Raw genomic sequence first — 22426 nt, 5'->3', positions numbered from 1 at the left:
CTAAAATACATAATAAACCATTTATGTATTTATAATCTCACATGTAGTATATATACTTGTAATGGCTAAAACAAGTTAATTTTGAAATATATTACATTATTGCAAGAAGAATAATCTATCATTTCTAAGTTAAAATCATATAAATTACTATCAAAAAAATTCTCTGATCTATTGATAGTACAAAATGCGTTGAAATTTCACTATTTTATGCTAATGTCTATGGTATTAATAAATTTAGTAAAATAACGGAAAGAGGGTAGGAAAAAGGTGCTTTTGGAAAAAATATATTCAATCCGAAAAAGATCAGACTACGTACTTACGTGGCAACGAAAATTAATACATTTGTTGATTATCATTATGTTTGGTGTATTTATGGGATTTTTGGCAAAGTACTTTGATGGAACGGAGATTGGGCTTATTGGTTCGAAGTTTGGTGTTTGGATTTTTTCGGCAACAATTATTGCAACATTGAGTCGTTCATCTCAATCTGCCGCACTACATGTGTTTGCTTTTTTTGTTGCCAGTTTATCTGTATATTATTTTTATTCATCATTATTGTTCGGCTTTTTCCCCACAAAATATGTACTAATGTGGGCAATGCTTGCTTTGACCACGCCAGTAGGAGGATGGATTGTTTGGTTTGCAAGAGGAAAGGGTTGGGTATCCTCAATTTGTGCGGCGCTTCCCATAGCACTAATACTTGTTGAAGGAGTTGGTTTATACTATTCTTTCTTATCAGGAGCACGTTATATTTATCTCGATATAGTAGATTGGTTTGATATCCTTCTAGCAGTTGCTCTATTATTACTCTTGCCACGTACATTTTATCAACTTCAAAAGATTCTGATAGTAACACTTTGTTTGTTTTTAGTGTTAGAATACATCGGGATATATCAATATCTATCAGTATGAGCCATCTTATAAAATCGCCCTATAAACTATGCAATCTTTCTTAGTATTGAGATGACAAGTTGTTAAGGAAAGAATAACAAGTTCTTTGGAATTGTAATTGCTGCAACTATCAAGGATAACTATGAACGTTTGATTGCATTTTTCATGAGCTAGTCAGCCACCTGTTATCAGGAGGTGAGACCATTACGCTGTCTAAGGGAAGCTTCGTCATTGGGAGGTCTGAGGAGATCGCTCAATACATCGAGAATACGCCGGGAGTATCCCGCGCTCATGTTGAATTGATGGTCAAGACCACAGGCTTACGCTAAAGGATCTGGGATCAAGGAACGGAACGGTGCTAGGAGAGGAGCTAATGGCCCCCTATAATGAGGAGTACCCTCTGAGTTCTGGCGATACGTCTCTATTGCGGAGAGTAAGTATGCGCTACGGATATAAAGTTAATGAAGAAGCTGCTTTTCCTTCAACAGCAGCTTCTTTTTCTGTAAACGATCAACTGTGATCGTATCTCCAAGAGAAAGTATCTATATAGTTTGGAATTTCCAAATTTTGAGGTGAAACGGTGAAAAGTTAAAAGTGTATTTTCATTATTATTTTTGTTTGTTCCTTAATTAGCTGTCAGGTGACTGAGCAAAAAAAGAAATTAGTACTCTTTATAGCTCTTTATCTGACTTTCAACATTTTGTTTTCTCCAGAATCTTTATTATGCAGACTTAGTAGATGAAGGTGCGTTATCTAACCTATCTGCAATTCAGCTATAGATGAATTAACGGGGATTAACTCAAATATTATCAGTATGAATAAGTTAATTGATAGCAATGCACTAAAAGGCAGCCTTCAAAAAAGTCTCCAAATATTATTTTATTATAAAATAGGGTGTGAAAAATGAACTATAAAAAACCGACTTTTGTAAGTGCCCTAGTTCTTATCATCACTTTTTTATTTTTCTCTACTTCAGTGCTAATCTTTCACAGATGAATGTATATCTATCATTTTCTATATGTCTATTGATTAGCATCATTTGTTTCTCTCTAGGCGTTTATTCATTAGCTAAAAGACTATCAACACCCATTTCTATATTAATTATAACCGCATCACTAATTATATTACTTTTCACCATTTTTGCTTATTTACTTCCTGAAGCAGGTTATCCGCCTCTTATAAAACTAGAGTAAAAAAAGTAAATAGTGAAAGAGAAATCATAAGAATCAAATTTCTGTAATGCTTTTCGTTGTCAAGAAACGATTTCTGAGGATAAGTTATGCCCTTTTAATTGAAAGTAATTCTACCCCAAAGGGGCGATTCCCAAGCTGCTGTCAGCCGATGGGAACCGCCCTTCTTCATCGTTCTTTAGGATATACTAAAAAACTTGTTGTCAATAAAGCAAGCAAGATCATAATTCCAAAACACGCAATAGAAATTCCGAGCGATAAAGAACCGGTCATTGAGAGGTAATCAGATAAAAGCTGATCATATAGATAGAAGAAAATTCGGAGTATGCCCCAGAAAACGAGTGCGGAGACAATCCGCTTTTTCAGGGTAATCCATCGGTTAGAGTGGCGCTCCAAGCCAGCAGCCTCCTTTATTTATTCATCAGGTGCTTATAAGGCTGATAGTCAATTTGATTCTTCTCCAGGAACCGGACGAGGAATTTATTGTCACGTTTTGGCGTGGCTACAATGTATCCTTTGATGCAGTGATCGCGCGTTACTTCCGACGCCTGATCCTCGAGGGCAATGCGTCCGATTTCGGCGGCGATGGAGTGCTTGGCAATGTCTCTGAATGCGCTGGGCACCGGCTGGACGAGTTGATCGAGGAAAGCTTTGGCGTCCTCTGTCCATAAATGACGGCTGCTCTCCACCCAATGGTTCTGCCAGTCGAGCTTCGATCGCCCGTCCGCCTTCGGAAGCACCTTCAGGAACTTGCGGAACATAAAGAAGCCGCCAATGCACAGCATGCCGAGCAGAAGGAAGGCCCAAAAAACGATGCTGTTCAGGAATAGATTGCTTGGTCCGTTCGAAAGGCTGTATGCAAGGGATTGCTTAAGCAAGGAAATCACCCCAATAAGTACATTTGATGATCAATTTGGTTAAAATTATACCTTATTTCTTTATTTATTTCAGCTTTCAGGCTAAAATAGGTTTGTTTAGCGATTTAATGTCCAAAAGGGGGATTAACATGCTGAAAATTGGATCCCATGTATCTTTTTCAGATAAAGGACTGCTTAGTGCGACTGCGGAAGCAGCAAGCTACGGTTCTAGCTCATTCATGATTTATACCGGTGCGCCTCAGAATACCCGGCGCAAACCAATCGAGACCATGCATATTGCGGAAGGCAAGCTGGCTATGGAAGCTGCCGGCATAGAAGAAATCGTCGTTCATGCACCGTACATTATTAATTTGGGCTCTTACAAACCGGCGACATATCAACTCGCGGTTGATTTCTTGCAGGAAGAGATTCGCCGGACTCATGCTCTCGGTGTAAGAAACATCGTGCTCCATCCCGGTGCCTTCACGGATATGGATGCCGAATACGGAATCGACCGTATTGTGGAAGGACTGAATGCCGTTCTGAACGGTACGGCTGAGACGGATGTGAATATTGCTCTGGAGACGATGGCCGGCAAAGGCACGGAGATGGGGCGCAGCTTCGAAGAAATCGCGGCTATGATCAACAAGGTGGAGCATAACGAGCGCTTGACCATCTGCCTGGATACCTGTCATATCCATGATGCAGGTTATGATATCGTCAATGATCTTGACGGCGTGCTGCGGAAATTCGATGAGCTTATTGGGCTGGACAGGCTGGCCATTGTGCACATTAATGACAGTAAAAACCCGATTGGCTCCGGCAAGGACCGGCACACCCCGATCGGCAGCGGATGGATCGGCTTTGAAGCCATTAACCGCATTGTGCATCATGAAGCTTTGCAAGGACGTCCCTTTATTCTGGAGACGCCTTGGATCGGAAAGGATGCGAAGACACAGCGGCCGATGTATGAGATGGAGATTGCCTTGCTTCGCGGCAATGTTGCCGAACGGTTCGGAGAGAGTATTCTGTCCGAGATTGAGCAACTGAAGGAGTTTTTTGCAGGACAAGACATTCATCCTCGTTCCTTCGTGCTAGATACGTGGAATTTGCTTAAGTCGGACGCGAAGGCGAAAAAGGCCGATCCTCGTGAACCTTTGGAAAGACTGTATGATCTGGTTCTGGCTGCCGGCTTGTTCCCGGATCATGCAGAGGAGCAGATCAATCAGCGGTTGGTCGCCTGGCTTGCTTTAGGAGAATAACGCTATATAAGTTGAACATAAAAGCTACGTAGAAAGGGCATAAGTGTGAAGTGTTACAAGCTTTCTCACATGTTGCCCTCAGAACGTGAAATTCAGTAGTTCAACTGATATATATTAGGAGATAGAGATCAGGGGGCTTGGAGAGATGGACACTCATGTCAAGGCGGCTTTGAAGCCGGCGAAACCTTATGAACAAAACCGGGCAAGAATGCTGATATCCTGTCCGGACGGACCGGGGATCGTAGCGGCGGTATCACATTTCCTGTATCAGCATGGCGCTAATATCGTGCAGTCTGATCAATATACGATGGACCCGGAGGGCGGTATGTTCTTTATGCGGGTCGAGTTTGATCTGCCGCAGCTGGAGTTGCATCTTGCAGGCTTAGAGCAGGATTTCGCGGAGATTGCGGACAAGTTCGAGATGAAATGGCAGATTTATCCATTGAGTCACAAGAAGAAGCTAGCGATTTTTGTGTCCAAGGAGGATCATTGTCTTGTTGAACTGCTCTGGCAATGGCAGGCTGGCGATCTGGATGCGGAAATTACCATGGTGGTCAGCAATCACCCGGATATGAAGGAATATGTCGAATCCTTCGGCATCACTTATCATTACATCCCGGTTACACCGGAGACGAAGGCTGAAGCGGAGAAGCAGCAGCTGGAGCTGGTAAATGGCCAAGTGGATCTGATCATTCTGGCCCGCTACATGCAAATTGTATCTCCGGCTCTGATCGAGCCATACCGGAACCGGATCATTAATATCCATCACTCCTTCCTTCCGGCCTTTGTCGGCGGCAAGCCCTATGCTCAAGCTTATAACCGCGGTGTGAAGATTATCGGCGCTACGGCACATTATGTCACCGAAGAGCTGGACGGCGGACCGATTATTGAACAGGACGTGCAGCGGGTCAGTCACGGAGACGATGTCAACGAGCTGAAGCGAATCGGGCGCACGATTGAGCGTGTGGTTCTGGCGCGTGCTGTCAAATGGCATATCGAAGACCGGATCCTTGTACATCAGAATAAAACAGTGGTGTTTAATTAATTTTGAAACGCGATAGCAGAGCCATAATCATCAGCCTCGTCAGCAGGGAACACCCTCGCTTGTCCGAGGCTTTTTTCATGAAAGGATAAGGTTGTATCCATTGAAGGAAACCTTTGGGTACAAGTGTACGTTATAATAACAGTAAGTCTATGGATGGAAATACAGACAGGAGAGGGGAACGAAGCGTGTATTTAACAATACCAAGAACCAATAGAAGCAGCATTTTGGCTAAGGTTGTGTGTGCCTTGCTTACAGTACTGGTCCTACTGGGCATAGCGCAGCCTCTGACTGCCTCGGCAGCAGGACCCAAGATTGCGGTAGAATCTGAGCTCGGCTACAACGGAAGTATTAAAATGAATGATTGGGGACCGCTGACTGTCAAGCTGACCAGTGACCAGGATATTTCCGGTGATCTGGTCGTCCAGATGGAGAATCCGTACACCGGAACGTTCTCTTCCTATGTGGAACGGGTGGATTTAACTGCGGGTACGGCCAAATCAGTTCAGTTTGCTGTTGTAGGCAACAGCTTCGGCAAGCAGAACAGCAGTATTAAATTTTACGAAGGATCGATGGAAAAAGGAGATTATATCGCTTTTTCAACCGGCCGGGCTTACATACAAAATTCAGCGGTGAACGGTTTGATGATCGGTGTTCTTGCTGCTGATCCGGATACCCTGAATTTTCTGGCTATGGGCAGCGGCATCGGGAAGACTGCATTCGTCGTTCCGCTTGAGAAGGAAAAGCTGCCGGAGAACGCCACGATGCTGTCGACAATGGATGTCATCGTTATGAACGACTATTCGGCTGATACATTAACCGAAGCTCAGATCCATGCCATTCGTACTTGGGTGAAGCGAGGCGGCACCCTTGTGCTGGCCGGAGGTCAAGGTTATGCCAAAACCGCGAAAGGCTTCGAGGATTTGTCTCCTGTGGAGGTTCAGGGCGGAACGGACGTGCTTGAACTGGATGCCTTGGCTAAAGCAAGCGGGGAGCCCCTTGTCCTAAACGGAGCCTTTCCTGTCTCTAAGGGAGCTCTGAAGCAAGGGGCAATAAGCAGCTATGGTACGGCAGAATTACCGCTTATCGCAGAGCAGGCGGCAGGAAAAGGGGAAGTCATCTACGCGGCTTACGATATTTCCATGGACCCGGTCTATCATTGGCGTGGTCATGCGGCATTATGGCTGGATGTGCTTCAGGAACAGTTCTCGAATAATAATGGCAATTATAGATCGAACTCATCGGATTGGAATCTGTTGACGGGGTTGTCCTATATTCTGGATTACTTCCCTTCCTTGACGCTTCCACCATTCTCATTACTGTTCTGGATGCTTGTATTATATGCGGTTGTGGTTGCTCCGCTCCTCTACTATGTGCTTAAGAAGCTTGATCGAAGAGAATGGGCCTGGGGATTGATCCCGCTGATTGCTATTACGGCAAGTGCATCGATTTACTTTGCGGGAACAAGCGGCAGATCGGACATCCGTGCCCATACGCTTAACATTATCGAGCTTGATGGACAAGGGGAGGCAGTACAATCCGCCTCTTCCGCCTTGTTTGTTCCCAAAGGAGGAGACTATAGCCTTAAGCTGCCAGCGGGAACTCGCGTAACAGTAGAACGGGAGCATAACCTGATCACGGGCGGACAGATTGGCGGAGCGGATCGTCAGATGATTCGTGTCCAGGCGGATTCTACGGATTTAATCTTGCGTGAAATGACGACTCGGTCCATCGCCAAGCTGTGGATGGAATCTCCGGAGCTGTTAAGCACAGGTGAAATGAAATTGGATCTGCATTTTGATGGTCAAGGTAAATTGCAAGGTACAATCGAGAACCAGACCAAGCATGACATGGAGGAGACCTTCATTATCGCGGCAAGCCGGATTTATGAAGTTGGAGAACTCCCTCGGGGAAAGCAAATCCAGCTTCCTGCATCATTTACTTCTTCCTATGGGAACGATTACGGATCAGCCATTTTTCCCTATCATGGATACTCCTCCGGTTCTTCTAATGAAGACAAAGAGCGGGAGCGGTCTATGATTAACCAGTATATGAATTATTCGGGCCACTACGGCGGATATGTGTTGATCGGCTGGAGCAAGGAAGCTCCTGATCCGGCAAGTAACTATACGGTTAATGGCAAGGACCCCAAGTTTGATTATTTAAATATGTGGATTCAATCGTTCGATCCTCAATATGACCTCGATGGTGCGGTTGAGATTCCAGCAGGGGTAATTGTGCCTGAAATTTTAAGCAATACGGCCACCGATTTTTCCAGAGACTGGGGCAATCAGATCAATATGTCTGCAGGGGAGGTTACGTTCGGATTCACCCTGCCGACAGATACAAAGGTAGAATATAATGAAATTCAATTTTCAACCTCCTTTCCTAGTAATGTAAGCATGCAGGTATGGAACGAGAGCAAGGGGGAATGGGAGAACATGATGACCGGGCCGGCGAATGAGTATACAGGGAACGGGATCGTCAAGGTGAAATATACAACGACGGAGTGGGCTAGCTTCCAACTGCCAGAGATCATGCTGAAGGGAGAGGTGTCCCATGATTGAAATCCGGAATTTAACTAAAATGTATGGCAGCTTCGCAGCCCTTCAGGATGTCAATATTTCAATTGGCAAAGGAACAGTGTTTGGCTTTGTAGGACCCAATGGAGCGGGTAAGTCAACAACGATGTCCATCTTGGCTACCTTGTTGTCACCAACCTCCGGATCCGCCAAGGTTGGCGGCTATGAGGTAACGGATTACCCGCAAGAGGTTCGCAAGCTGATCGGGTATATGCCCGACTTCTTCGGAGTCTATGATCAGTTTAAGACAACGGAATATTTACACTTCTACGGGGCCAGCTACGGGATTCCCCGCCATGAGCGCGAGCAACTGATTCCCCAGCTTTTGGAGCTCGTTAACCTGAGCGATAAACGGGATGTGTATGTGGACAGTCTTTCCCGCGGGATGAAGCAGCGCTTGTGTCTGGCACGCTGTCTGGTGCATGATCCCGAGGTGCTGATTCTAGATGAGCCGGCATCTGGGCTTGATCCGCGTGCGCGGATTGAGATGAGAGAAATACTCAAAGAGTTGAAGCTGATGGGCAAAACGATCATTATTTCATCTCACATCCTGCCTGAGCTGGCGGAGATGGTGGATGAAATTGGCGTTATTGAGCATGGAAGAATGGTGGCTCAAGGCAAGGTATCGGAGATTCAGAACCGGCTGCGGGTGAAGAGAGTGCTCCATATCCGGGTGCTGGAACGGGCAGAGGAATTAGCGGGACAGCTCCGTGATGAGCTTCATGTGAGCCAGGTTCTATGCGATGAGACGGGAGTCCATGTTCATTTCGGCGGAGGAGATGCCGAGCAGTCGGCGTTGTTGACGAATATTTTGTCATCGGGGTATCAAGTCGTCTCCTTCCATGAAGCACAGAGCAATCTTGAGGATGTATTCCTTGAAATCACGAAAGGAGGCGGAGCGAATGAACTGGCGTAACATGGTGATGAACCCGGTGTTGGATAAGGAATTCCGGCTACGGATGCGCTCGCCCCGTTCGGCGATTACGATCCTTGCCTATGTGCTTGTCATGGGACTTTTTGCGATGGGGATTATCTACGTGCTGACCTCTACAGGAATGACGTCCTCGCGGGTAGATTCCGGAACGAGCCGCTTGATGTTCTACGCGCTTAGTATTGCTCAGCTTGTCTTGATCGCTTTTATGACCCCTGCACTGACAGCTGGAGTCATCAGCGGCGAGCGAGAGAAGCAGACGTTGAATATGCTGCTGACAACACAGCAGAGCTCGTCCGCTATCATACTTAGCAAGCTGGTTTCCTCACTCAGCTTCATGACGCTGATTATAGTGGCGACGCTTCCTGTTTACAGCATTGTGTTCTTGTATGGCGGAGTATCCACAGGGCAGCTTCTGCTGGTATTCCTGTTCGATCTATTCGTTATGCTCCTGTTAGGTGCAATCGGGGTATGCTTCTCTACCTTATTTAAAAAGACGATTTTTGCAGTCATCATGACCTATGGAGCCGGATTGGTTATCTTCCTGTTTACGGGAATCGCTTATTTGTTCGCCATGAGCATTGATCAGGCCAACTATTACAGTTCGGGTGCTGCGCCAGTACGTGCATATTCCTGGGTGGGATATATCCTTGGATTGAATCCCGCAGGGGCTTTGATCAGTATTTTCGAGCCATCATTCTCAGAGTCTGCCTTCTTCGTACAACGAAGCAATCTTCAGTCTTCGGCTCCGATTGCTCTGTGGCAGGAGTTCTTGCTGGTATATAGTGTTGTGATTGTCATTATGCTCTGGATTGCGATCCGCAAGATCCGCCCGGTACGCGGCAGACGGCGGGGCAAAGCCGGGCAGGCTGTTCAGGCAGCTTCTGACGGTCGTCATGAGGATTCAGTTGAACTGCCGCCTCAACCTGAGGAGCTTAAGCAGATGGAAAAGGTAGAGCCCAAAGCAGGCGAACGTGAAAAATAATATGCAGAGTGTTAAAGTGTGGGATCAAAAGCTGATTTTTTGAACTACCTCTAGAAAGGAGCCATGGAGATGGACAAGTCAGGTATAGAAGAGCTGCACCAGCAACTCAAAAAAGTGTCGTTTCGGATGAGATGGATTCGATTGTGCTCCGGTGTCGGATACGGCAGCCTTGTTGGACTTGGCTTGGTCCTCCTTTGGCTGTCAGCCGAAAGAGTCTGGCCGATTCACCATGTCACTCTATATGCAGGAATAAGCTTTGTATTGTGTGTGACCGCGGGAGGCGTATGGGAGCTGCTGCGCCCTGTATCCGCACAATTGACGGCCCGAATTATGGATCATCAGCGTGACGGCAGCGAGAGACAGGATGCTATGGTGACGGCGCTTCATTATTTGAATGCAAAGGGATACGCTGCTGATTTGCAACGGAAGCAGGCGATCATTTATGGACAGCAGTACGTGGAGGGACTGAAGCAGCATTTGCCGCTTCCCCGTCCGCGGCGTTCCATGCTTATTGCGGCGTGCAGTGCGGTCTTGGCCGCTGTAGTCCTATTTATGGCTCCGAATCCGATGGATGAAGTGCTGGAGCGTGAACGGCAGCAGCAAGCATGGATCGACTCCCGGTTGGAGGAAATCGATAAGAATCTGGAGGAGCTTGATGCGCAAGAGCTCGACCCGATTGTTAAGGCGCCATTGCAAGAGGAATTGACTAAGCTTCGGGAGGAATTGACTGCCGCAAAACAACCGGAGGAGGCCCTCCAATCCCTGGAGGAGAGCATGAAGAAGCTCCAGGAAATGGCGGAGCGCCAGGAGCTGGAGCAGCAGGAGCGGTCGGCCTGGCTTGATGCTTGGAAGCAGCAGCCCGAGCTTCAGGATATTGCCCGCGCACTGGAGCAGGACGAAGCAAAGCAGATTTCAGAAGAACTGGATAAGCTGAAGCAGAAGCTGCCAGAGCTAACGGATGAGGCAAAAGACCGACTAGCCGATGCGTTATCCCAACTCGCGGATCAAGTCCCCCAAGAGGGAGAGGATGCCAAGCAGCTTGCGGAAGCACTGCGCAAAGCAGCCGAAAGCATCGGGGAAGGACAGGACAGCGCCACTGATCTGGCGCTCTCGGAGCTGGCCGCGGCCCTTGAGAAGGAGCTGAAAGCAGCAAGCGCAGAGGCATTGCAGGCTGCCGCGGCGTCTGCAATGGCATCCGGACTTGCCCAGCAGGGACTGGAGCTTGCGGCTGAGATGTCCGCAGCAGGTCTGTCTGTCTCCGATGCCTGGGCTATGGGCGGAAGTGCGGAGCAATTGGCTGCTGCGTCAGGAAGCGGACAAGGTTCAAATGGTGAAGCAGGAAATTCGGGAGGAAGTAACGGGCTTTCGGGTCAAGGTAACAGTCAAGGAAATGGGCAAGGGCAAGGGCAAGGGCAAGGGCAAGGGCAGGGCTCAGGCAGCGGCTCAGGAAATGGCTCGGGAAGCGGTCAAGGAGGCAGCGGAAGCGGTCAGGGCCAGGGAAGCGGAGCTGGATTTGGCAGCGGCGGACGGGCATTGGTAACCACCCCTCGCGATAGCTCGGGAACGGGCAATGTTGAAATTGACTCAGGCCCGGCAACGGGCGGAAATGTGCAGAAGGGCGGACAAGGACCTGTCTTTGACGGAGCAAGTCGTCCTTATGAAGAGGTCTATAGCGATTATGCAGCTGAGGCAAAGCGAGCGCTCGATCGCGGCGAGCTTCCTCAAAGCTTGCAGGGCTTGGTAGAAAGTTATTTTACCGAAATTGATCCGGGGAATTAAGGCAGCGACAAGGAGAGGGGATCGAAATGTTGGAGCAGACGGCTGATGTGAAGAGATGGAGCAGTACAATTGCAAGGGTCCGGGAGCAGATTGCCAAGGTGATTGTGGGTCAAGAGGACGTTGTAGAGCAGATGCTGTGGTGTATTTTTGCTGGAGGGCACGCCTTGCTGGAAGGGATTCCCGGGCTTGGGAAGACGGCGTTGGTCCGTACCGTATCCGACACGCTGGACCTGTCTTTTTCGCGGATCCAGTTTACGCCTGATTTAATGCCAAGCGATATTACCGGTACGAATATTATCTCCTTCGGCCCGCAGGGAACCGCGGAGATGAGCTTTCAGCCGGGTCCGGTATTCAGCAGCATCGTACTTGCAGACGAGATTAACCGGGCTTCGCCGAAGACACAGAGCGCCATGCTGGAGGCAATGCAGGAGCAGACAGTCACCGTAGGCGGAGAAACGCGGAGTCTGCCGCGGCCATTCTTTGTCCTTGCGACGCAAAATCCGCTGGAGCAGGAAGGGACCTACCCGCTTCCGGAAGCCCAATTAGACCGGTTCATGCTGAAAATTCTCGTCAGCTATCCTTCCGAGGAAGAGCTGAAGGAGATTGTACGTAGAACCACCTCAACGGCGCAGCCTTTAGCGGATAAGGTGGCTTCAGCAGAGGAACTGCTGGAAATTCGCCAAGCAGCCAAGGAGGTTTTGCTGGCGGACGAGGTACTGGATTTTGGCGTACGCTTGTTAATGATGACCCATCCGGAGGAAGCAGCGGCCCCTGAGCTGGTAAGAAGCTATGTACGCTTCGGCTCCGGTCCGCGCGGCATCCAGTCTATTGTTTCTGCAGCCAAGGTTCGAGCGGTCAGCAAGGGCAGAATGCATGTATCGACCGGCGACATTTCTGCTGTAGCTATTCCGGCGCTTCGACACCGTCTCTTCTTGAATTTTGAGGGGCAATCGCTCGGGATTGTTACGGATCACGTGATCCGTGAGATCCTTGACGTACTGGAGGGAGGGAAATGACATCCTCCCTGCTGCCGTCTTCCTTGCTGCCAAGACTGGAGCGGTTGTCTATCGTCTCCAAACACAATGTGCGCGGGACAACCCAGGGCAAACGGCGCTCCGGCCATTTGGGAGCTTCTCTTGAATTTGCGGATTATCGCGAGTATACCCCTGGAGACGATATCCGAAGATTCGATTGGGGAGTTTACCGGCGGACAGGAAAACCGTTCATCCGCCAGTTTTGGGATGAGCAGGAGCTTACCTTCAGCCTGTATCTGGATGTATCTGCGTCTATGAATTTCGGCAACAAGCTGGATATGGCCAAAAGTTTAGCCGCAGCAGCCGGCTATGTGGCTCTTTCTTCTGAAGATAAGGTCCAGGCGGTACTGCTTGGCGAGCGTCCGCTGGATAAGCTGCCCCCGCTGCGAGGCAAGGCATCCAGCCCACGGCTGTTCACTTTTTTGAAGGAAGCAAGCACAGTCCAGGGCGGCAATCTGGCTCCGGCCATGAAGCAGATTCATGCACGTCCGGGCGAGCAGGGGCTGGCCTGGCTTTTCTCGGACTGCTGGATGGAAGGCGGAGTCCATCAACTGCGTGACCTGCTGCTTCGCTTGATGTCGATGGGACAGGAGCCGATACTGGTTCAGGTGATATCCAGGGAAGAGCTTGCCCCGGGCTACAGCGGCGATTTGCGGCTGGTCGACAGTGAGCTTGGCAGCGGCAAGGAAGTAGCGATGAGCGGCAAAGTATTGAAGGCCTATGAACGGGAAGTGAGCCGGTATACCCAGGAATTGAAGGAGTGCTGCGCAGGGCTGGGGGCCCGTTATGTGCAGATTCCCTCGGATTGGCCGCTTGAGAAGGCCGTATTTACCATGCTGCGCGTTGCAGGTGCGGCAGGCAGTTAGGTAGATAGGGAAGCGTTGCAACATGAGTAACGATATGGTTGAACTTATAGAGTTACGTAAAAAGGGATAAGTGTGATGTGAGCTGAAGAAGCGGAGCGTTCGCCTTTGCGAGTGGATTTCTTCCTTGTCAGAACTTCGTTAAATAAGAGAAATCCGGGAACAACAGCGATCGTAAGAACACATCACACGTTCCATTAGAACGTAAAGTTCACTTGTTCAACTTGCATCGTTAAACTTGGGGACGGACAGAGAGGAGGCGAGCGGAAATGGGCATCGGGTCATGGATGAGTCTCTGGTTTGCACTGGCGTTGCCGGTCATTATCATTTTGTATTTATTTAAACGGATTTATATCGATACGCCTGTTCCCAGCCACATGCTGTGGAGACGGGTGCTGCTTAATATGGAAGCAAATCGTCCGTGGCAGAAGCTCCAGAACCGACTTCTGCTCTGGCTTCAGTTGTTGGCTGCGGCATTGCTTGTGCTGGCCTTAATGCAGCCCTTCATCTGGAAAACTGGAGGACATCAGGGGCATACGGTGCTCATTGCCGATACTTCCGCCAGTATGATGGCACTCCCGCAAGCAGCGGAAGAGACGGAGGATGACAGCAAGCTGGCGGAGATGAAGCACAAGCTGAATACATATGTCCGTGAAGCAGGAGCAGGCGAGGAGATCACGCTGATTCGGCTGGGAAGCAGACCGGAGGTGCTTCTGACTCGGGAAAACGATAGAGAGGCTTTGTCCCGTACAATCGATGGTTTATCTGCGGATTATGGGAGGGCGGCTTACCATGAGACACTATCGCTCGCTGCTGCACTGACCCGGGGAGAAGAGGGCAGAGTGTTTCTTTATACTGATACACGTTGGCCGGAGCAGGCAGGTGATGCTGGAATCGCCTTTGAGGTTCCCGTTCAAATCGTGTCCATCGGGCCGGAGCAGACGACAAATGCTGCAATTGAACAGTTTGGGGTAAAGCGTTCTGCTGGAGAAGAGCCGGGGAGCACGGGCAATGAAGACTCTGGCGGGGCCCATTATGGGGTAGCCGTAATCCGCAATGACGGTCCGGCCAGTGAATTAAAGCTGGATCTGTATGGTGACGGCAAGCTGATTGCATCCCGTGATTTCACGGCCGATCCGGGCCGGAGGACAACGGTGGAATTCAACAGCTTACCTTCTGCGGAGGTCTACCGGTTATCATTAAAGCCGGAAGACAGCTATTCGCTGGACAATGAATCATTTGCTTTCCTGGAGCAGGCCGGAGCGACCAAGGTATGGTTGATGTCAAAAGGAAACCTGTTTCTGGAAAAAGCGCTGCAACTGACCGGAGCGCAGGTTACCCGGATCACAGAGGCAAAGGCGAACGGTACAGGGACGGCAGAAGCTCCTCCCATCCCTGAAAGCAAGCCCGATGTCATCGTCATTGAAGGGGTATTGCCGGACTACGCGGCGAGCGGAGCCTGGGCGAAGCTGCTTGCCGAGACGCCGCAGTGGACGATTGGCGGAGCCGATGAGGGCGTGGATCTTGAGCATGCGGAGACGGTAACGGCCAAGCATCCGGTCACGCGTTATTTGCAGTTCAAAGAGCCCCCGGCCGGCCGGCTTATCGGCGCACCGATTCCGGCCTGGGGAAAACCGATCCTCACTGTAGGCGGGAAGACAGCAGCATATGCGGGAACAGAGAACGGCCGGCCGAAGCTGGTCTTTCTGTTCCGGCTGGAGGACGGGGATCTGACGCTTAAGCCGGAATTTCCGGTGCTTGTTGACAATGCAGTGACCTGGCTCAAGTCCGGTATGAGAACCGGATTGGGCAGAGCGGCGGCTGGAGCAGAGCTCGATATTCCGGTAGCACAGGACGCGGCAACAGCGGTTTGGAGCCCGATGGATGGTTATGCCCTGAACTCGGGAGCGGAGCCGATTCCTGCAGTCCGTATGAAGAGCGGCGCTCTATCAGCGAAGCAACCGGCGCCGTCCATCCCCGGGCTTTGGCGGCTTGATGTCACTGGAAGCGATGGAGAAGCACAGCCTGGGTATTGGCTGGCAGTAGCGGCGGATCCGTTGGAGTCGGTTACAGCTCCCCATCAAGCCTTGTTGACTGCTCTGGTTGCTGATCCCGGACAGCCGGACAGCGGGAATGAGGGGATGCAGAGTGAGCCGGGCTCCAATGGACCGTCGGCCGGCAGCTCTGAAGCCGGAGATGTCCAGCGCGCGGAAGCGCCGCTGCTGAAATGGATTGTACTGCTTGTGCTGCTGCTGATTTTGGCTGAATGGGGGGTGTACCAACGTGGGCGTTCAATTTGATCATCCCTGGGTACTGCTGTTGCTTCCCCTTGTGATTGCAGGTGCCATCTATGCATACCGTAAAGATTTCAGGCTTGCCGGAGCGCGAAAAAAATGGGCTGTAGGCTTGCGGACTGCCATCTGTGTGCTGTTGATTTTCGTACTGGCAGGTTTTCATACCTATACGATTGCTTTGAATAAAGAGGTCGTATTTGTTGCAGACCGTTCCTCAAGCGTTTCCTCCACGGTCCCGATCGATGAATGGATAGGGGAGGCCGTCAAGTCAAAGGGAGAACATGATCTTGCCGGAGCCGTCTCCTTCGGTATGAATACCGTAGTGGATAAAAGCCTGAGTGAGTCGATTGAACTCCCTGGCTGGGGTCAAAGGGAAGTATCGCGGGAGTTTACTCATATCGAGCATGCGCTGTCCCTGGCAGGAAGCCTGTTTCAGGGCAAGGAAAACCGGAGATTGGTGCTTATTACAGACGGAATGGAGAACGTTGGGGCCGTACTGGATGAGGCGCAGCTGTTGAAGGAAAGAGGAATTGCGGTCGATGTGCTGCCGGTAACCTCCCCGGAGCAAAGGGATGCGTCCATTGAGGAGTTTCTCGTTCCCGAGAAGCTGTATCCTGCCGAATCCTTTGCCTTCGAGGTGCTTGTCCGCAGCACTTATGCGGGAAGCGGAGAGCTTCGGCTGTATGAAGATAATCGTGAAATCGGACGTCATGCGGTCACTCTGGAACGGGGAGATAACCGGTATTCCTTGCAGGGACTGGCGAAGGAGATGGGACTGCACCGTTACCGGGCCGAGATCTATATTGAAGGAGATGAGCAGTCCGCTAACAATGCTCACTATGCCTTCACCCGGGTGACAGGCAGTCCAAAGGTGCTGATTGTAGAAGGAGCCTCGGGTACGTCTGCGAATCTGGAAAATGCCTTAAGCGCAGGCTTGATCGATTATTCCGTTATTTCCCCTGGAATGCTGTCCTCTGAATTGTCTAAATATGCGGCCTACGACAGCATCATATTCAATAATGTGTCGGGCGAGCAGGTAGGCGGACGGCAAATGGAACTGATTGAGCAGGCCGTGCGCTCCTATGGGGTCGGCTTTATGATGGTCGGGGGCCAGGACAGCTTTGGAATGGGCGGATATTTCAAGACCCCGATCGAGCAGCTCCTTCCGGTATCGATGGAGCTTGAGGGAAAACGGGAGATCCCTTCCCTGGGACTAATCCTGGTTATCGACCGCTCCGGAAGTATGGACGGAGAAAAGCTGAGATTGGCCAAGGAGTCGGCCATCCGTACTGTGGAATTGCTTCGGGAGAAGGACACGGTAGGTGTTCTCGCCTTTGATGATCGCCCTTGGTGGGTGGTTGAGCCGCAGAGGCTGGACGATAAGGAGAGCGTGATCTCCTCCATTAATGGAATCCCCTCGGGCGGGGGCACGGACATTTACCCGGCTGTTGCCGATGCTACTGCCAAAATGCTGGATCTGGATGCTCAGCGCAAGCATATTATTTTGCTGACAGACGGCCAATCTGCAGGAAGCTCAGGTTATGTGAATCTAATCGAGAGCATGGTTGAAGGTAATATTACGATGTCGACGGTGGCCGTCGGCGGAGATGCCGACGTACAGCTGCTCCAATCGCTGGCTTCAGGGGCAAAGGGACGGTATTATCTGGTAGAGGACGAGACGACTCTTCCGGCGATCTTCAGCCGGGAAGCGGCGATGATTGCCCGAACCTATATCGTAGACAAGCCCTTCGTACCGGCACAGGTTCAGGGGGGAGACTGGGGCTCGTGGTTCAAGGGCGGCTTGCCGCAAATTTACGGTTATGTAGCAACTACGGCAAAGTCCACCGCCCAGACCGTGCTGGCAAGTCCGGAGCCTGACCCGCTGCTGGCAAGATGGCAATACGGCTCCGGCCGGACCGTTGCCTGGACAAGCGATATGACCGGCAAATGGTCGCGGGATTGGGTAGCTTGGCCTGGCTTCCCGGGATTATTCACAGATATGGTGAAGTGGACCTTCCCGCAGTTCTCTTCCTCTACCTTTGAAGTGGAGACGGAGCAGTCGGGCAATGAAGTTCACTTTACCGTACGCGCTGCAAGTGAGCCGTATCCCGGCGAATTGACCGGAAAAGTGACGGGGAATAACGGGGAAGAAGCCGAGGTTGTGCTAAGCCAGGTATCTCCAGGAAATTATGAAGGAGTTATGACGGTAACGGAGCCGGGATCCTTTCTGCTGCATGTGTCCAGCCCGGAAGAGGAGGCGGAGGCAGGCAGCACGAGCACCGGCTTTGTCGTACCTTATTCACCGGAATATCGGCTTAGCGCCGATTTTGACCCGGAGGAGCGGATGGAGGCCTTAGGGGAGCTGACCGGCGGAAGATGGCTGGCTTGGGATGAGCCGGAAGCGGCGTATGACTTCACCCCGTATCCGCAGCGCAAGCTGGATAATTGGGATTGGCTGCTGTTAATTCTGGCGCTGCTGCTGTGGGTCTGCGACATCGCCGTCCGGCGGCTCGCAGTATCCTGGAGCTGGATCGCTGAACGGCTCGGGCCATTGGCCGGTCGGGGACGAAGACCGGCCGCAAGCGGCGGCGCGGTGCCTGCCGCGCCGCGCGAGGACAGCGGGCTGGGCCGGTTGGCCGCCCGCAAATCCCGCACTGCCGCGTTCTACGGCGGCAGTGCTGCTGGCGCTGACCGCGACCGCGGGGTCAGCGCCGAAGAAGGCGGCGCGCCTGCGGAGGCGCCGTCAGCTCGTCCGCCGCGCAGCGAGGCGGACGCCGCCGCAAGGCCCGCGGCCGCAGGCGCGCGGACCGAGCCTTCGTCTCCACCCGTGGAGGAGACGAAGCCAGAGCCGGGTGCGGAGACAGAGTCCGCACCCGGGCAAGAACGGCTTGGCCGCCTGCTGGAGGCCAAGCGCCGGGGCGGGCGGCGGTAGCTCCGCCCCGCGCAGTGCGCAGCTTCCGAATTCACAAACACTCATTCTTGATTTATTATTCGTATTTGTTATTTGTGATTCGTGATTCGTGATTCGTGATGCATCCCTGGGACATGTTGGATTTATGTGCGATAATTCGTACAAGCCCTGCCTCAAAAGGAGTCAGCTTGATGGTTTTGTACGATAATTCGTACAAATGCCCACATACCTGTCTTCTGCCTGTCTCCTGCACACCGATTTTGTACGAAGATTCGTATAAAGGTCACCGTGGAAACAGCCAGTTCGGAGATTTTGTACGGAAATTCATACAAAAACTGCCCCGAAGGAGCTATCTCGATGTTTTTGTACGAAATTTCGTTCAAGCACTGCCTCCAAAGGGGCCAACTCGATGGTTTTATACGGTATTTCGTACAAATGCTCTCACGCATGCCTCCTTTACACTGGTTTTATACGAAATTTCGTATAAACGACGCTGTCGAAGGTGCCGGCTCAAATATGCTATAAGCAAAACCGTCAGCCCCAACCGGGCTGATGGTTTTTATATATCCAAAACCTAAAAAAACAAACTATCGAGTTCCAGTTGTTTCTGACCTCGATCAAAGCGGAAGGGAGGACTGAAGGATTCCAGCAGGATGTCCGATCCCATTTGCCTCAGTACTTGAAGGCTCCGTTTCAGTCCGTTTCAGTTCGCATTCTCCGGGTTAACTCGATTCTGCACCGCGCGCAGCTCCCGGCGTGCGGTGGGACGGTACGGGTGTCACCACACGCTGATATCGGAGAGATTTCTGCTGTAGGGATGCCCGGCATTTTACCCAGGTGTTCCGCAGACGCTTTCAGTTGACGCCGACGGAGTACCGTCACCAGCAGCAAGTAAACATCATTTCTTAATTCAGCGGCGAACGGCTATAAGTTGTGCAATGTTGGAATAATGGTATGGAAAACGAAGGAATGAAGTGTTACAATAGATAAAGTCAAAATGATCTTTTCAATTTGAATGTTTTGCACGTGCAATTTCCATGACCAAGGAGGAAATGAAATGCCACTCTCTGACAACACAATGATTGACAATTTATCGATTACCACGATTCGGACGCTGGCGATCGACGCGATTGAGAAGGCGAAATCCGGGCATCCCGGGATGCCGATGGGTTCCGCACCGATGGGATACCAGCTGTTCGCGAAGACGATGAATCACAATCCGGATCAACCTGATTGGGTGAACCGCGATCGGTTCGTACTGTCTGCAGGACATGGCTCAATGCTGTTATACAGCTTGCTCCACCTGTCAGGCTATGATCTGTCATTGGATGAATTGAAGCAATTCCGTCAATGGGGAAGCAAGACACCTGGACATCCGGAGTTCGGACACACCGCCGGCGTGGACGCTACCACCGGGCCGCTTGGTCAAGGGATTGCCATGGCAGTGGGGATGGCTCTGGCCGAGACTCAACTGGCAGCAACTTATAATAAAGGTGATCTGAAACTGGTTGATCATTATACTTACGGCATCTGCGGCGACGGGGACCTGATGGAAGGCGTTGCTAGTGAAGCTGCTTCTCTTGCCGGGCATTTGAAGCTGGGCAAATTGATCTTCCTGTATGACTCCAATGATATCTCGCTGGACGGCGAGCTGAACCTGAGCTTCTCCGAGAATGTAAGACAACGCTTTGAGGCTTACGGCTGGCAGACATTGCGTGTGGAAGACGGCAATGATCTGGCGGCGATCGAAGCTGCAATTGAAGAAGCCAAGCGCGACACGGAGCGTCCAACCCTGATCGAGGTGAAGACGATCATCGGCTACGGCAGCCCGAACAAGCAAGGCAAGGGCGGCCATGGCGGTACGCACGGTTCCCCGCTCGGCGCTGAAGAAGCTAAACTGACCAAGGAATTCTACAAATGGGTATACGAAGAAGATTTCTATGTGCCTGAGGAAGTACGTGAGCACTTTGCAAAAGTGAAGGAGCGGGGCATTTCCGCTTATAACACTTGGAAGCAAACGCTGGACAAATATAAGGCGGAATATCCTGAGCTTGCCGCTCAATTTGAGCTGGCTGTTGCAGGCAAGCTTCCGGAAGGCTGGGATGCAGCGCTTCCTAAGTACACCTCCAGCGACAAGGCTGTCTCGACTCGCGTTGCCTCCGGAAATGCATTGAATGGGCTTGCTGCGGGCGTTCCTCAGCTCCTTGGCGGCTCTGCCGACCTGGAGAGCTCTACAATGACGCATTTGAAGGGCTTGACGGTATATACTCCGCAAAGCCGCGAAGGCCGCAACCTGTACTTCGGTGTGCGTGAATTCGGTATGGCAGCAGCCATGAACGGGATTGCTCTGCACAGCGGTCTGAAGGTATTCGGCGGAACCTTCTTTGTCTTCACCGACTATCTGCGTCCGGCCGTACGCCTTTCTTCCATTATGAAGCTGCCGGTTACCTATGTTCTGACCCACGACAGTATTGCTGTCGGTGAGGACGGACCTACGCATGAGCCGATTGAACAACTGGCATCCCTTCGCATCATTCCAGGCCTGACGGTGATCCGTCCTGCCGATGGCAATGAAACCTCGGCTGCATGGGCTTATGCGGTAGAGAATACCTCGAATCCAGTTGCGCTTGTGCTGACTCGTCAAAACCTGCCGATTCTGGAAGGCACGGATGTTTCTGCACGTGAAGGTGTTGCGCGCGGCGGTTATGTGGTCTCCGATGCCAAAGACGGCAAGCCGGTTGCTCAACTGATCGCTACAGGCTCTGAGGTACAATTGGCGGTAAGAGCACAGGCTGCTTTGGCGGAAGAAGGTATTCATGTTCGCGTAGTCAGTCTGCCTAGCTGGGATTTGTTCGACAAGCAGGATCAAGCTTACAAGGATTCAGTCATCCTGCCTGAAGTCAAAGCACGCGTAGCCATTGAAATGGCGCATCCATTTGGCTGGGAGCGTTATGTGGGTGAAAAGGGCTCCATCATCGGAATTAACACGTTTGGCGCATCCGCTCCTGGCGACCGCGTCATTGCTGAATATGGCTTCACGGTAGAAAATGTTGTGAAGCATGTGAAGGAACAGTTGAACTAACCCGGGAGAGACTAGATTAGGCGCTGGAGAGGGGTATGGAGATGGAGCAGCAATTCAAGAATGTTACGGTGGACAAGGCGGCCAATATTTATTTCGACGGCAAAGTGACGAGCAGAAGCGTATGGCTTCCGAACGGAAGCAAAATTACGCTGGGCATTATGCTGCCCGGAGAATATGAATTCGGAACCGATTCGCTTGAAGTCATGGACATTCTGTCCGGCGATCTGAAGGTTCTTCTTCCGGGCGAGACGCTATGGCGTGAAATCAGCGGCCGGGGAACCTTTACGGTTCCGGCCCGCTCATCCTTTAAGCTGGAGGTCCGGAGTGTGACGGATTATTGCTGCTCCTACGGCTCCGGTGCTTAAGGCTTCATAAACAAACCGAAAAGGCAGGGTCCCTGCTTTATAACGAGGGAACCTGCCTTTTTTCTTTAGGCTGTTTTCGTGAAAATTGTTGCTATTTGATATATGTGAAGTGCGCAGAGACAATTTATGGAGCGACTAATTCGACCTTTATTCGGTCGGGGTCTTCGAAATACAGAGCATAATAGTTCTCTCCGCCCGCGAAAGGATGCTTGTCTTGGGAGAAATTACTATTACACGAACTACAGCCAAAAGAGATTAGCGAAGCTGGACTGGTACATTCTGCAGAGATTAACCGGGTGTTATGCGAAGAAGAGACAACGAACAAGATGGATGAGTTCGCTGTCTGAGGTCAAGTATA

16 protein-coding genes and 2 pseudogenes are annotated in these 22426 nt (G+C 50.9%); 15 read left to right on the top strand and 3 right to left on the bottom strand.

Features of this window, described 5'->3' with window-relative positions; all coding sequences use genetic code 11:
• Window positions 1–273: 273 nt before the first annotated feature.
• Together KI362_RS09910 and KI362_RS25535 are read left to right on the top strand one after the other, a co-directional pair.
• Window positions 274–912 (top strand): hypothetical protein, encoded by a 639-nt coding sequence (locus tag KI362_RS09910; protein ID WP_301626893.1) that lies wholly within the window; start codon window positions 274–276, stop codon window positions 910–912.
• A 277-nt stretch (window positions 913–1189) separates the two neighbouring features.
• A complete protein-coding gene (locus KI362_RS25535) occupies window positions 1190–1411 on the top strand; it encodes an FHA domain-containing protein (RefSeq protein ID WP_374705651.1) in 222 nt (73 codons plus the stop codon).
• 838 nt (window positions 1412–2249) lie between these two features.
• On the opposite strand, the gene KI362_RS09905 is transcribed toward KI362_RS25535, so the two are convergent.
• Entirely contained in the window at window positions 2250–2477 is a 228-nt protein-coding gene (locus KI362_RS09905) for a hypothetical protein (protein WP_044477487.1), read from the bottom strand.
• Between the two features lie 14 nt (window positions 2478–2491).
• Window positions 2492–2959, bottom strand: coding sequence for a DUF2621 domain-containing protein (locus KI362_RS09900; protein WP_374705648.1), 468 nt, complete (start codon window positions 2957–2959; stop codon window positions 2492–2494).
• 128 nt (window positions 2960–3087) lie between these two features.
• On the opposite strand from KI362_RS09900, the gene KI362_RS09895 reads away from it, so the two are divergent.
• The 13 genes and pseudogenes from KI362_RS09895 to ppnP all read left to right on the top strand — a co-directional run bounded on the left by KI362_RS09895 (window position 3088) and on the right by ppnP (window position 22068).
• Window positions 3088–4200, top strand: a complete 1113-nt coding sequence (locus tag KI362_RS09895) for a deoxyribonuclease IV (RefSeq protein WP_301626890.1) — start codon at window positions 3088–3090, stop codon at window positions 4198–4200.
• A gap of 145 nt (window positions 4201–4345) precedes the next feature.
• Window positions 4346–5245, top strand: a complete 900-nt coding sequence (gene purU / locus KI362_RS09890; protein WP_301626888.1) for a formyltetrahydrofolate deformylase — start codon at window positions 4346–4348, stop codon at window positions 5243–5245.
• 185 nt (window positions 5246–5430) lie between these two features.
• On the top strand, window positions 5431–7809 hold the full coding sequence (locus KI362_RS09885) for a DUF7408 domain-containing protein (protein WP_301626886.1): 2379 nt from the start codon (window positions 5431–5433) through the stop codon (window positions 7807–7809).
• Window positions 7802–8740 carry an ABC transporter ATP-binding protein gene (locus tag KI362_RS09880; protein WP_044477492.1) on the top strand — a complete coding sequence of 313 codons (939 nt, stop codon included), beginning with the start codon at window positions 7802–7804 and terminating at the stop codon, window positions 8738–8740. Before KI362_RS09885 ends, KI362_RS09880 begins: the two co-directional genes overlap by 8 nt.
• A complete protein-coding gene (locus tag KI362_RS09875; RefSeq protein ID WP_301626883.1) occupies window positions 8727–9740 on the top strand; it encodes an ABC transporter permease in 1014 nt (337 codons plus the stop codon). Before KI362_RS09880 ends, KI362_RS09875 begins: the two co-directional genes overlap by 14 nt.
• A gap of 69 nt (window positions 9741–9809) precedes the next feature.
• Entirely contained in the window at window positions 9810–11519 is a 1710-nt protein-coding gene (locus KI362_RS09870; RefSeq protein WP_301626881.1) for a phage tail tape measure protein, read from the top strand.
• Window positions 11520–11545: 26 nt separating this feature from the next.
• A complete protein-coding gene (locus tag KI362_RS09865; RefSeq protein ID WP_301626879.1) occupies window positions 11546–12535 on the top strand; it encodes an AAA family ATPase in 990 nt (329 codons plus the stop codon).
• Window positions 12532–13419 carry a DUF58 domain-containing protein gene (locus KI362_RS09860; protein WP_301626877.1) on the top strand — a complete coding sequence of 296 codons (888 nt, stop codon included), beginning with the start codon at window positions 12532–12534 and terminating at the stop codon, window positions 13417–13419. Before KI362_RS09865 ends, KI362_RS09860 begins: the two co-directional genes overlap by 4 nt.
• Window positions 13420–13685: 266 nt before the next feature.
• Window positions 13686–15716, top strand: coding sequence for a vWA domain-containing protein (locus KI362_RS09855; RefSeq protein WP_301626875.1), 2031 nt, complete (start codon window positions 13686–13688; stop codon window positions 15714–15716).
• A complete protein-coding gene (locus KI362_RS09850) occupies window positions 15700–18642 on the top strand; it encodes a VWA domain-containing protein (RefSeq protein WP_301626873.1) in 2943 nt (980 codons plus the stop codon). Before KI362_RS09855 ends, KI362_RS09850 begins: the two co-directional genes overlap by 17 nt.
• 792 nt (window positions 18643–19434) lie before the next feature.
• Window positions 19435–19530 (top strand): annotated as a pseudogene (locus KI362_RS09845) (AraC family transcriptional regulator); the annotation flags it as partial.
• A gap of 148 nt (window positions 19531–19678) precedes the next feature.
• On the top strand, window positions 19679–21703 hold the full coding sequence (gene tkt, locus KI362_RS09840; RefSeq protein WP_301626871.1) for a transketolase: 2025 nt from the start codon (window positions 19679–19681) through the stop codon (window positions 21701–21703).
• 41 nt (window positions 21704–21744) lie between these two features.
• Entirely contained in the window at window positions 21745–22068 is a 324-nt protein-coding gene (gene ppnP / locus KI362_RS09835; protein WP_044479736.1) for a pyrimidine/purine nucleoside phosphorylase, read from the top strand.
• Window positions 22069–22192: 124 nt separating this feature from the next.
• On the opposite strand, the pseudogene KI362_RS25605 reads toward ppnP, so the two are convergent.
• Window positions 22193–22282 (bottom strand): annotated as a pseudogene (locus KI362_RS25605) (VOC family protein); the annotation flags it as partial.
• Window positions 22283–22426: the final 144 nt, after the last annotated feature.

Origin of the sequence: Paenibacillus apis (assembly GCF_018333295.1) — a bacterium.
In the GTDB taxonomy this organism is placed as follows: Bacteria; Bacillota; Bacilli; order Paenibacillales; family Paenibacillaceae; genus Fontibacillus; species Fontibacillus antibioticophila.
Note: the sequence above shows the minus strand (reverse complement) of the source record. Positions and strands in the feature narration are given on the sequence as shown.

Excerpts from the sequence above, each read along its gene's own strand:
- KI362_RS09895 (WP_301626890.1), top strand. The coding sequence starts at position 3,088 with ATGCTGAAAATTGGATCCCATGTATCTTTTTCAGATAAAGGACTGCTT.
- purU (WP_301626888.1), top strand. The coding sequence starts at position 4,346 with ATGGACACTCATGTCAAGGCGGCTTTGAAGCCGGCGAAACCTTATGAA.
- KI362_RS09880 (WP_044477492.1), top strand. The coding sequence starts at position 7,802 with ATGATTGAAATCCGGAATTTAACTAAAATGTATGGCAGCTTCGCAGCC.
- KI362_RS09875 (WP_301626883.1), top strand. The coding sequence starts at position 8,727 with ATGAACTGGCGTAACATGGTGATGAACCCGGTGTTGGATAAGGAATTC.
- KI362_RS09870 (WP_301626881.1), top strand. The coding sequence starts at position 9,810 with ATGGACAAGTCAGGTATAGAAGAGCTGCACCAGCAACTCAAAAAAGTG.
- KI362_RS09865 (WP_301626879.1), top strand. The coding sequence starts at position 11,546 with ATGTTGGAGCAGACGGCTGATGTGAAGAGATGGAGCAGTACAATTGCA.
- KI362_RS09860 (WP_301626877.1), top strand. The coding sequence starts at position 12,532 with ATGACATCCTCCCTGCTGCCGTCTTCCTTGCTGCCAAGACTGGAGCGG.
- KI362_RS09855 (WP_301626875.1), top strand. The coding sequence starts at position 13,686 with ATGGGCATCGGGTCATGGATGAGTCTCTGGTTTGCACTGGCGTTGCCG.
- tkt (WP_301626871.1), top strand. The coding sequence starts at position 19,679 with ATGCCACTCTCTGACAACACAATGATTGACAATTTATCGATTACCACG.
- ppnP (WP_044479736.1), top strand. The coding sequence starts at position 21,745 with ATGGAGCAGCAATTCAAGAATGTTACGGTGGACAAGGCGGCCAATATT.